Source organism: Streptomyces actuosus (assembly GCF_016921115.1).
GTDB lineage: Bacteria > Actinomycetota > Actinomycetes > Streptomycetales > Streptomycetaceae > Streptomyces > Streptomyces actuosus_A.
Map to the genome: position 1 here is coordinate 284,375 of NZ_JAFFZS010000007.1, position 11,044 is coordinate 295,418.

General features: G+C 75.2%; 7 protein-coding genes and 2 pseudogenes. 7 read left to right on the forward strand and 2 right to left on the reverse strand.

All coding sequences use genetic code 11. The annotated features are described in order from the left end of the window. The first annotated feature begins 4 nt into the window (after window positions 1-4). The 3 genes from JS756_RS12550 to JS756_RS12560 are packed head-to-tail and all read left to right on the forward strand — an operon-like array spanning window position 5 to window position 2,978. A complete protein-coding gene (locus tag JS756_RS12550) occupies window positions 5-1,204 on the forward strand; it encodes an NAD(P)/FAD-dependent oxidoreductase (protein WP_205383124.1) in 1,200 nt (399 codons plus the stop codon). Further along, on the forward strand, window positions 1,201-1,536 hold the full coding sequence (locus tag JS756_RS12555) for a (2Fe-2S)-binding protein (RefSeq protein WP_205383125.1): 336 nt from the start codon (window positions 1,201-1,203) through the stop codon (window positions 1,534-1,536). The genes JS756_RS12550 and JS756_RS12555 overlap by 4 nt, the downstream gene beginning before the upstream one ends. Then, complete coding sequence (locus JS756_RS12560; RefSeq protein ID WP_205383126.1) at window positions 1,533-2,978, forward strand: FAD/NAD(P)-dependent oxidoreductase; 1,446 nt, start codon at window positions 1,533-1,535, stop codon at window positions 2,976-2,978. The genes JS756_RS12555 and JS756_RS12560 overlap by 4 nt, the downstream gene beginning before the upstream one ends. A 20-nt stretch (window positions 2,979-2,998) precedes the next feature. On the opposite strand, the pseudogene JS756_RS36725 reads toward JS756_RS12560, so the two are convergent. Then, window positions 2,999-3,145: pseudogene (locus tag JS756_RS36725) on the reverse strand (RNA-guided endonuclease TnpB family protein); the annotation flags it as partial. Between the two features lie 191 nt (window positions 3,146-3,336). Here JS756_RS36725 and JS756_RS12565 point away from each other — a divergent pair. From JS756_RS12565 to JS756_RS12580, 4 genes are all read left to right on the forward strand, one after another. Continuing rightward, window positions 3,337-4,242 (forward strand): dihydrodipicolinate synthase family protein, encoded by a 906-nt coding sequence (locus JS756_RS12565; RefSeq protein ID WP_205383127.1) that lies wholly within the window; start codon window positions 3,337-3,339, stop codon window positions 4,240-4,242. A gap of 17 nt (window positions 4,243-4,259) precedes the next feature. Beyond that, window positions 4,260-5,261, forward strand: a complete 1,002-nt coding sequence (locus JS756_RS12570) for a proline racemase family protein (RefSeq protein WP_205383128.1) — start codon at window positions 4,260-4,262, stop codon at window positions 5,259-5,261. 51 nt (window positions 5,262-5,312) lie between these two features. Further along, window positions 5,313-5,984: a GntR family transcriptional regulator gene (locus JS756_RS12575; protein ID WP_205383151.1), complete on the forward strand. Its 672-nt coding sequence runs from the start codon at window positions 5,313-5,315 to the stop codon at window positions 5,982-5,984. 526 nt (window positions 5,985-6,510) lie between these two features. Continuing rightward, window positions 6,511-9,516, forward strand: coding sequence for a bifunctional [glutamine synthetase] adenylyltransferase/[glutamine synthetase]-adenylyl-L-tyrosine phosphorylase (locus JS756_RS12580; protein WP_205383129.1), 3,006 nt, complete (start codon window positions 6,511-6,513; stop codon window positions 9,514-9,516). A gap of 236 nt (window positions 9,517-9,752) precedes the next feature. Here JS756_RS12580 and JS756_RS12585 read toward each other — a convergent pair. Further along, window positions 9,753-10,595: pseudogene (locus JS756_RS12585) on the reverse strand (phosphatase PAP2 family protein); the annotation flags it as partial. Between the last annotated feature and the right edge of the window lie 449 nt (window positions 10,596-11,044).

An 11,044-nucleotide genomic window follows, 5' to 3' on the forward strand; every position in this document is an offset into this window, starting at 1 on the left:
TGACGTGCCCACGAAACAGCCCGCATCCCTGGACGCCGTGATCATCGGCGCCGGAGTGGTCGGAGCGGCGTGTGCGTACTACGCCACCCGCGCCGGCCTCTCCGTCGCGGTCGTCGACCGCGGCCCCGTCGCCGGCGGCACCACCGGAGCCGGCGAGGGCAACCTCCTCGTCTCCGACAAGGAGGCGGGACCCGAACTCGACCTCGCCCTGCTCTCCCTCCGGCTCTGGCGCGAACTCGCCACCCGCCTCCCGCCCGAGGACGCGATCGAACACGAACCCAAGGGCGGTCTCGTCGTCGCACCCGACGAGACCGCCCTCACCGCGCTCCGCGCCTTCGCCGCCGCCCAGCGCGCGGCCGGCGTCGAGACGCACGAGGTAGCCGCCGGTGAACTGACCGAACTCGAACCGCAGTTGGCCCCCGGACCGGCCGGAGGCTTCCATTACCCCCAGGACGCCCAGGTGCAGCCCGCCCGCGCCGCAGCGGCCCTGCTGCGCGCCGCCCGCAGCGCGGGTGCCCGCGTCCGGCTCGGCGAACAGGTCACCGCCGTCCTCACCGACCCCCACGGCGCCGTACGCGGCGTGCGCACCCCGTGCGGCGACCTCCACGCCGGTGCCGTCGTCAACGCCGCCGGCACCTGGGGCGGGCACGTCGCCGCCCTCGCCGGCACCCACCTGCCGGTGCTGCCGCGCCGCGGCTTCGTCCTCGTCACCGAACCCCTCCCGCCCGGCCTGATCCGCCACAAGGTCTACGCCGCCGACTACATCGCGGACGTCGCCAGCGGTTCGGCCGGCCTGCAGTCCTCCGCCGTCGTCGAGGGCACCCCCGCCGGACCCGTCCTCATCGGCGCCACCCGCGAACGCGTCGGCTTCGACCGCACCCTCTCGCCCGAGGCCCTGCGCCGCCTCGCCCACCAGGCCACGGCTCTCTTCCCCGTCCTGGCCGACGTCCACGCGATCCGCGCCTACTGCGGCTTCCGCCCCTATCTGCCCGACCACCTGCCCGCCATCGGCCCCGATCCCCGCGTCCCCGGCCTCCACCACGCCTGCGGCCACGAGGGCGCCGGCATCGGCCTCGCCCCGGCCACCGGCCTGCTCGTCACCGCCGCGCTGACCGGCGCCCCGCCCCCGGTGGCCGCCGGACCCTTCGGCCCCGGCCGCTTCCCGCGCCCGGACGACGCCCCGACTCCAGGAGCCTCCTCATGAGCCGCGCGCCGCGCACCCCGCTCGGCCTGGTGCGGGCCCAGCCCGAACCGCCGTACACCTTCACCTTCGACGGCCGCACGCTGACCGCCCTGCCCGGCCAGACGCTGGCCGCCGCGCTGTGGGCCGCCGGGATCACCTCCTGGCGCACCACCCGCGGCGGCGGCGCACCGCGCGGGGCGTTCTGCGGGATCGGCGTCTGCCACGACTGCCTGGCGACCGTCGACGGCCGCCCCAACCAGCGCGCCTGCCTGGTCGCCGTACGGCCCGGGGACACGGTCACCACCCAGGTCGGCACGGGACACGGCCCGGACGGGAAGGGCACCCCCTCATGACACCCCCCGCCGACCTCGCCGTCGTCGGCGCCGGGCCCGCCGGGCTCGCCGCCGCCGTCACCGCCGCCGGCCTCGGCCTGACCGTCACCCTCCTCGACGCCGGGGAGCGGCCCGGCGGCCAGTTCCACCGCCACCCCGCGCCCGGCCTCGGCGCCGCCCGGCCCGCCGCGCTGCACCACGGCTGGCGGCAGTTCACGGACCGGCTCGCCCGCCTGCAGGCCCACCGGGACGCCGGGCGCGTCACCCACCTGCCCGGCCACCACGTGTGGACCGTCGGACGAGCGGACGGGCACTGGCGCCTGCACGCCGTCGCCGGCCCCGACGAGACACCCGCCACCGTGCACGCCCGGGCCGTCCTGCTCGCGACCGGCGCCTACGAGCGTCAACTCCCCTTTCCCGGCTGGACCCTGCCCGGGGTCGTCGGGGCGGGCGGCGCGCAGGCCATGCTCAAGTCCGGGCTCGTCCTCCCCGGCCGACAGGTCGTCGTCGCGGGCAGCGGGCCGCTGCTGCTCGCCGTCGCCGGCTCGCTCGCCGCCGCCGGGGCCCGCGTCCCGGCCGTCGCCGAGGCCGCCGCCTACACGGCCTACGCCCGTGCCGTGCCCACCCTGCTGCGCAACCCCGCCAAGCTCGCCGAAGGAGCCCGGCACGGAGCCGCCCTGCTGCACCGCACCACCCGGCTCCTCACCCGGCACGCCGTCACCGCCGCCCACGGCACCACCCGCGTCGAGGCCGTCACCGTCACCCGCCTCGACCCCGACTGGCGGCCCGTGCCCGGCACCGCCCGCCGCGTCCCCTGCGACGCACTCGCCGTCGGCCACGGGCTCGTCCCCCGGCTGGACCTCGCCACCGGCCTCGGCTGCGCCACCCGCCGCACCCCCGACGACACCCACGCCCTCGTCGTCGACGCCGGTCAGGCCACCTCGGTGCCCGGTATCTGGGCCGCGGGGGAGCCCTGCGGTGTCGGCGGCGCCGACCTCGCGGTGACCGAGGGCGAGATCGCCGCCGAGACCGCCGCCCACGCGCTGAACGGCACACCGCGCGACCCGCGCCGCGCCGCCGCCCTCGCCCGCCGCCGCGACCGGCTGCGCGCGTTCGCCGACGTGATGGCCACCGCCCACCGGCCAGGTCCCGGCTGGGCCGGCTGGCTCGACGACACCACCGAGGTGTGCCGCTGCGAGGAGGTCACCGCCCGTCGGATCCGCACGGCGGTCACCGATTACGGCGCCCACGACACCCGCACCGTCAAGCTGCTCACCCGCGCCGGCATGGGCTGGTGCCAGGGCCGCATGTGCGGACCCGCCGTCGCCCGCCTCGCCGGCGGCCCCCCGGCCGCCGACCGCCGCCCGCTGTCCTGCCCCGTTCCCCTGCGCCACCTGGCAGGCCTGCCCGCCGACCACGATCCCACCGCACCACCACCGCCGACCGAGGAACCCGAAGCCTGACGTCCTCCCCCCGCCCGACGGCGGGGGGTTCCAGCAGCCGGCCGCTGGGCTTCCCGCTCCACCGACGACCGCCCCGCCCGGGAGGACTCCCGTTGAGATCCCACACCGTCTCCACAGGCGGACGCCGCCGGTCCGGCGGCGTCCGCAGTGTGGCGTGCCGCGTTCACACGCGCCGACGTCGGGCGCCCATCGCGCCGACCTCACGCACCATCAGATGTCCTGTGAACGCAGGGTGCCGGCCGGTGACCGGTGGACGCCGGTCCGCCCCGGTGGCGAACCGGCTCTCCCCGCCCCGCTCCGCAGGAGCGTCGTTTCCTCCCCGGCCCGAAGGCCGGGGTGTCCATGAGAGAGAGACCCGATGACCTCCGCAGACACCCGTCGGCACCCTTGGCACGGCGTCATGGTCGCCACCGCGCTGCCGCTGCACGACGACCTCACCGTCGACTACGACGCCTACGCCGAGCACGTCGCCCGCCTGATCGCCGCCGGCTGCGACGGTGTCGTGCCCAACGGCTCCCTGGGCGAGTACCAGACCCTCACCGACGACGAGCGGGCCCGCGTCGTCCGCGTCGCCGTCGAGGCGGCCGGCGACGGCGCCCGGGTGATGCCCGGCGTCTCCGCCTACGGCAGCGCCGAGTCCCGGCGGTGGGCCGAGCAGGCCGCCGAGACCGGCTGCGGCTCCGTGCTGCTGCTGCCACCCAACGCCTACCGCGCCGACGACACCACGGTGCGGGCCCACTACGCCGACGTCGCCGCGGCCGGCCTGCCCGTCGTCGCCTACAACAACCCCTACGACACCAAGGTCGACCTGAAGCCCGAACTCCTCGCCCGGCTGCACGCCGACGGGCACATCGTCGCGGTCAAGGAGTTCAGCGGCGACGTCCGCCGCGCCTACGAGCTCGCCGAACTCGCCCCCGGTCTCGACCTGCTCATCGGTGCCGACGACGTGGCTCTCGAACTCGCCCTCGCCGGGGCCGTCGGCTGGATCGCCGGCTACCCCAACGCCCTGCCCGGAGCCTGCCTCGCCCTGTACCGGGCCGCCGTCGACCGCGACCTCGACCTGGCGCTGCCCCTGTACCGGGCCCTGCACCCGCTGCTGCGCTGGGACTCCAGGACCGAGTTCGTGCAGGCCATCAAGATGTCCATGGACATCGCCGGACTCCCGGCCGGTCCCACCCGCCCGCCGCGCTCCCCGCTCCCCGAGGCGCAGGCCGCCGCCGTCCGATCCGCCACCGAGAAGGCCCTCGCAGAGGGCCTCGACTGACCGCCCGGGGGCCAGTGATGCGCACCAGACACGTCTACCACGCCGTCGACTCGCACACCGAGGGCATGCCCACCCGGGTGATCACCGGCGGCATCGGTGTGCTGCCCGGCGCCACCATGGCCGAGCGGCGCCGCCATCTCGTCGATCACCTCGACCACGTCCGCACCCTCCTGATGTACGAGCCGCGCGGCCACTCCGCGATGAGCGGCGCCATCCTGCAGCCGCCCACCCGGCCCGACGCCGACTACGGCGTGCTGTACATCGAGGTGTCCGGCGCGCTGCCGATGTGCGGGCACGGCACCATCGGCGTCGCCACCGTCCTCGTCGAGACCGGCATGGTGCCGGTCGTCGAACCCGTCACCACCGTCCGCCTGGACACCCCCGCCGGACTGGTCACGGTGGACGTCCGGGTGGCCGACGGCGTGGCGCGGGAGGTCACCCTCACCAACGTGCCCGCCTTCGCCGTGGCCCTGGACCGCACGGTGGAGGTGCCCGGCCACGGCGAGGTCGCCTACGACCTCGCCTACGGCGGCAACTTCTACGCGTTCGTCGACCTCGACGCGCTGGGCCTGCCCTTCGACCGCGCACGCAAGGACGACCTGCTGGCCGCCGGCCTGGCGATCATGGGGGCGATCGACGCCGCCGACCGGCCGGTGCACCCCGGCAACCCCCAGATCGCCGGACTCAAGCACGTGTACCTGACGGCGCCCGGCTCGGACGCCGCACACTCCCGGCACGCGATGGCGATCCACCCGGGCTGGTTCGACCGTTCGCCGTGCGGCACCGGCACCTCGGCACGCATGGCCCAGCTGCACGCGCGCGGTGAACTCCCGCTCGGCGCCGACTTCGTGAACGAGTCCTTCATCGGTACACGGTTCGTCGGCCGGCTCGTGGGGGAGACATCCGTCGCAGGGCGGCCGGCGGTCGTCCCGACGGTCACCGGGCGGGCCTGGATCACGGGCACCGCCCAGTACTTCCTGGACCCGGACGACCCGTTCCCCGCCGGTTTCCTACTCTGAGGTGCCCGCGAAGTGAACCCACGCAACACCCCAGCCCCGGAGGCAGACACCATGGGTGGCCACCTGAAGCAAGCCAACCTTGTCACCGCGCAGCAACGCCTGCGCGACCAGGTGGCCCACGCCCTGCGTGCCGCGCTGATCTCCGGGGAGCTCCAGCCGGGCCGGGTCTACTCGGCCCCGGCGCTCGCCGCCGACTTCGGCATCTCCGCGACGCCGGTGCGGGAGGCGATGCTCGACCTGGTCAGGGAGGGGCTGGTCGAGCCGGTCCGCAACAAGGGCTTCCGGGTGACCGAGGTCAGCGAGCGGGACCTCGACCAGTACAGCGAGCTGCGGGCGCTGATCGAGGTGCCGACGGTGGGCGCGGTCACCCGCTCGGCGACGCGCGAGCAGCTCCAGGAGCTGCGTCCGGTCGCGGAGGAGATCGTGGCCAGGGCGCAGGAGCACGACCTGATCGGCTACCTCGACGCCGACCGGCGCTTCCACCTGGGCCTGCTGGCCCTGCACGGCAACGACCGCCTGGTCGAGACGGTCGGGGACCTGCGCAAGCGGTCCCGTCTGTACGGCCTGACCGCCCTGGACGAGCGTGGCCTGCTCGTCGCCTCCGCCGAGGAGCACCTGGAACTGCTGGACGTGATGCTGGAGGGCGACGCACCGGGGGCGGAGGCGCTGATGTCCCGCCACCTCGGCCACGTGCGCTCCCTCTGGGCGTCCGAGGACTCCTGACCTCCCCGCCCCCGGGACGACGGCACCCACGGTCCTCCGGCACCGAGGTGCCGCGACGGATACCGCACGGTCTACCGGGTGCGGGCGCAGGTGCGGGCGCGGGTTCGTCTGCCGGGTGCCGGGCGGGGGCCGGGCCGGTGCCGGCGGCGGGATCGGTCCGGCCGGCGCCGGATCCGCCCGCGCCCTGACCGGCCACCGGCGCAGTTCCGCCCCGCCACCGGCCGAGCCTCCCGGCGCTCCCCGTGGGCACTCCGCCCGGGCGGGCCCCCGGCGCGCCGTCCCGGTCCGCCGTACCGCCGCGCGACCGCCCCCGGCGTTCCCGGCGGCCGGCGAGCGGCTGACCCGTGGCCCCGGCCGGCGACCAGCGCATCCCCCGCGGCGACGGGCCACGCGCCCTTGCCGGCGGCCGTGCCGGATCCGGCCGCAGCGCCGCCCACGCCGTCCGTCTGGTGAACTCGGCAGCACCTGCCGGAGCCCCTCCGGTTAGGCTCTGGCCAGGACGACCTCGACGAACGGGAGGCCGGGGATGACGGCGCCGGGGCGCAGAAGCAGTACGTTCACTCGGCTGCTGCGGCACGGGTTCACCGATCCCTCGGCCGCCGAGCGGCTGCTGGACAGCGTGGAGCTGGCCCTCGTCCGCGACGACCCGGTGCTGCTGGAGGCACTCGGCGCCACCGCCGACCCCGACCTCGCCCTGCACGGCCTGGTCCGGCTGCTGGAGGCCCAGCCCGACCTCACCGCCCGGCGCGAGCTGCTCGACACCGTGATAGCGGCCAAACCCCTGCGGGACCGGCTGCTCGGCGTGCTCGGCGCCTCGGCCGCGCTCGCCGACCATCTGGCCCGGCACCCGCAGGACTGGCAGGCACTGGTGACGTACGAGCCGTACGACCTGCACCCCGGGGTGGAGGAGTTCGAACGCGGCCTTGCCGGGGCCGGTGACCCGGTCGGCCTGCGCATCGCCTACCGGCGCTGCCTGCTGTCCGTGGCCGCACGCGACGTGTGCGGCACCACCGACGTCGCGCAGACCGCCGCCGAGCTCGCCGACCTGGCCACCGCCACCCTGCGCGCCGCCCTCGCCCTCGCCCGGGCCGGCGCGCCCGAGGACGCGGCGCTGTGCCGGCTCGCCGTCATCGCGATGGGCAAGTGCGGCGGACACGAGCTGAACTACGTCTCCGACGTGGACGTCGTCTTCGTGGCCGAGGCCATCGAGGGCGCGGACGAGCTCAAGGCGCTCCAGGGCGCGACCCGGCTCGCCTCGCACATGATGCGGATCTGCTCGGAGACCACGGTGGAGGGCTCCATCTGGCCCGTCGACGCCAACCTGCGGCCCGAGGGCCGGAACGGCCCGCTGGTGCGCACCCTGTCCAGCCACCTCGCCTACTACCAGCGCTGGGCCAAGACCTGGGAGTTCCAGGCCCTGCTGAAGGCCCGCCCGGTCGCCGGCGACCTGGAACTCGGCGAGGAGTACGTCGCCGCCGTCGAGCCGCTGGTGTGGAAGGCCGCCGAGCGGGAGAACTTCGTCTCCGACGTGCAGAAGATGCGCCGCCGCGTGGTGGAGAACATCCCCGCCTCCGAGGTCGAGCGCGAACTGAAACTCGGCCCGGGCGGACTGCGGGACGTCGAGTTCGCCGTCCAGCTGCTGCAACTGGTGCACGGGCGGGCGGACGCCTCGCTCAGGAGCGGCACCACCCTGGACGCGCTCCAGGCCCTCGCCGCCGGCGGCTACGTGGGCCGTGCCGACGCCGTCCAGCTCGACGACGCCTACCGCTTCCTGCGCTCCATGGAGCACCGCATCCAGCTCCACCGGCTGCGCCGCACCCACCTGGTCCCGGAGAGCGACGCCGACCGGCGCCGCGTCGGCCGCTCCCTCGGCCTGCGCACCGACCCGGTCAAGGAGCTGACCCGCGAGTGGAAGCGGCACACCTCCGCCGTCCGGCGCCTGCACGAGAAGATCTTCTACCGACCGCTGCTGGACGCCGTCGCCCAGCTCCCGTCCGGTGAGGTCCGGCTGAGCGCCGCGGCGGCCCGCGAACGCCTGGTGGCGCTCGGTTACGGCGACCCGGCCGCCGCCCTGCGGCATCTGGAGGCCCTCGCCTCCGGCGTGACCCGCAAGGCCGCCATCCAGCGCACCCTGCTGCCCGTGCTGCTCGGCTGGTTCGCCGACTCCGCCGACCCCGACGCCGGACTGCTCAACTTCCGCAAGGTCTCCGACGCGCTCGGCAAGACCCCCTGGTACCTGCGGTTGCTGCGGGACGAGGGCGCCGCCGCCGAGAACCTGGCGCGGGTGCTGTCGGCCGGCCGTCTCGCACCCGACCTGCTCATGCGCGCCCCGGAGGCGGTGGCCCTGCTCGGCGACGGAGACGGCGGGGGCCTCGAACCGCGTTCCCGGGACCACCTGGAGCAGGAGATCCTCGCGGCGGTGGGGCGCGCCGACGACGCGGCGCAGGGCGTCACGGCCGCCCGCGGTGTGCGCCGACGCGAACTGTTCCGCACGGCCGCCGCCGACATCGTCGGCTCCTACGGCACCGAGACCCAGCCCGCCGAGGCCGACCAGGGCGCCCTGGTGCACCGGGTCGGTGGCGCGGTGTCCGACCTCACCGCGGCGACCCTCGCCGGCACCCTGCGCGCCGTGGTCCGGGGCGGCTGGGGCGACACCCTGCCCACCCGGTTCGCGGTCATCGCCATGGGACGCTTCGGTGGGCACGAGCTCGGTTACGGCTCGGACGCCGACGTGCTGTTCGTGCACGAGCCGCGCGACGGCGTCGACGAGCGGGAAGCCGGTGATGCCGCGAACAAGGTCGTCGCCGAGATGCGCCGCCTGCTGCAGATCCCCAGCTCCGACCCGCCGCTGCTGATCGACGCCGGCCTGCGCCCGGAGGGCAAGTCCGGGCCGCTGGTGCGCACCCTGAAGTCGTACGAGGCCTACTACCGCCGCTGGTCCCTGGTCTGGGAGTCGCACGCCCTGCTGCGGGCCGAGCCCGTGGCCGGCGACGAGGACCTGGGACGCCGCTTCGTCGAGCTGATCGACCCGCTGCGCTACCGGCCCGGCGGCCTGGGCGAGGACGCCGTGCGGGAGATCCGGCGGCTCAAGGCGCGCATGGAGTCCGAGCGGCTGCCACGCGGCGCCGACCCCAAGCTGCACACCAAGCTCGGGCCGGGCGGCCTGTCCGACGTGGAGTGGACCGTGCAGCTGCTCCAGCTGCGGCACGCCGCCGACGTGCCCGGACTGCGCACCACCCGCACCCGCGAGGCCCTGGCCGCCGCCCGTGCGGCCGGGCTCATCGGCGCCGAGGACGCGGTGACCCTCGACGAGGCCTGGGTGCTGGCGACCCGCGTGCGCAACGCGGTCATGCTGGTCCGCGGCCGGGCCGGCGACACCTTCCCCACCGACGGCCGCGAACTCGCCGCGGTCGGCCGCTGCCTGGGCCACGGGCCGGGACACGCCGGCGACATGCTGGACGCCTACCGGCGCACGGCGCGCCGCGCACGGATCGTCGTGGAGACGCTGTTCTACGGGGCCGAGGACCGGTAGGCGGGCCCGGTCCGGGTGCCGCCCTGGGATTCGCCGCCGCGGGGCTCGGCGTCGCCCTCGTCCCCCGGCTGGGCCTGGGCGGCCGTCGCCCGGACGTGGTCGTGCGGGAGGCGCGGGACCCGGTTCCGGTCCGCGCGATCCGGGCGGCGGTCCGCGAGTCGGCCCCGCCGCGGCCGGCCGCGTTCCCGTGAGCCCTGCGGGAGGCGGCGGCGCAGGGAGAGGCCCGGGGAGAGGCGGCGGTCGGCTGAGGCGCGTCGCCCGGGCACCGAGCGGGGCAGCGCGTACGGCAGCGCCCCGTACCACAGCCATGCCACCGCGAACCCGAACGCCAGGCACAGGATGCCGCCCACCGCGTCCAGCCAGAAGTGGTTGGCGGTGGCGACGATCACGATCAGGGTCGCCGCCGGGTACAGCAGCCCCAGCACGCGGACCCACGGCACCGACGCCAGGGCGAAGATCGTCAGGCCGCACCACAGGGACCAGCCGATGTGCATCGACGGCATCGCCGCGTACTGGTTGGACATGTGCTTCAGATCGCCCGAGGCCATCGAGCCCCAGGTCTGGTGCACCAGCACGGTGTCGATGAAGTGGCTGCCGGTCATCAGCCGCGGCGGCGCGAGAGGATACAGGTAGTAGCCGACCAGGGCCACCACCGTCGTCGCGAAGAGGACCAGCCGGGTCGCCGCGTAGCGGCCGGGATGACTGCGGTACAGCCACGCCAGGACACTGAGCGTCACCACGAAGTGCAGCGTGGAGTAGTAGTAGTTCATGCCGACGATCAGCCACGACACGGAGTTGACCGCGTGGTTGACGGACTGCTCCACGGCGATGCCCAGGTGGTGCTCGACCTTCCAGATCCAGTCGGCGTTGCGCAGGGCTTGGCCCCGCTGCTCGGGCACCGCATTGCGGATGAGTGAGTACGTCCAGTAACTGACGCCGATCAGCAGGATCTCGAACCACAGCCGAGGCGCCCGCGGTGTGCGCAGCCGGGTCATCAGTCGTAGCTCCGGCTCTGCCGCGACGGACCGCCGGACGGCCTCTTCGCGGCCCTCCGGAGTCGTCACGGTCATCTCACCCATGAGCACAGAGTCTGCCAGAAAAGCCTTCTGCCACCGATCATCCTCTGGTCGGGTCCGTAGCGCACCTTGTGCATGTTATGGGGGAGTTAGGGCCTGTTGCGCAAGCCCCCCGTCAGCCGTGACAGGGCGAGGGGCCGGGGCGCCCCGGGGGGCGTGCTCCGGAAGCCGCGCCGGATCAGGACGCGGCGCTGGGTGCCGTGCAGCGCAGGTTGGCGGAGCGTGCCTGCACCGGGGGGCCGGGCGTACGGGGACGACTCCGGCCGGCGGCGAGGTGCGGTGCCTGGTACCGCAGGCCCGGCGGGACATGCGGAGCTTGCCCTTCCTAGTAGTGCTTGGTCAGGTTGGTTGTGGCGGTGCGTGTCCTGTGGGCCCGGCGTGGCGTTGAGTCTGCGTGACTCCGGACGAGATTGCTGTGGTGCGTGGTGAGTTGGAGACCTTCGCGGCGGAGG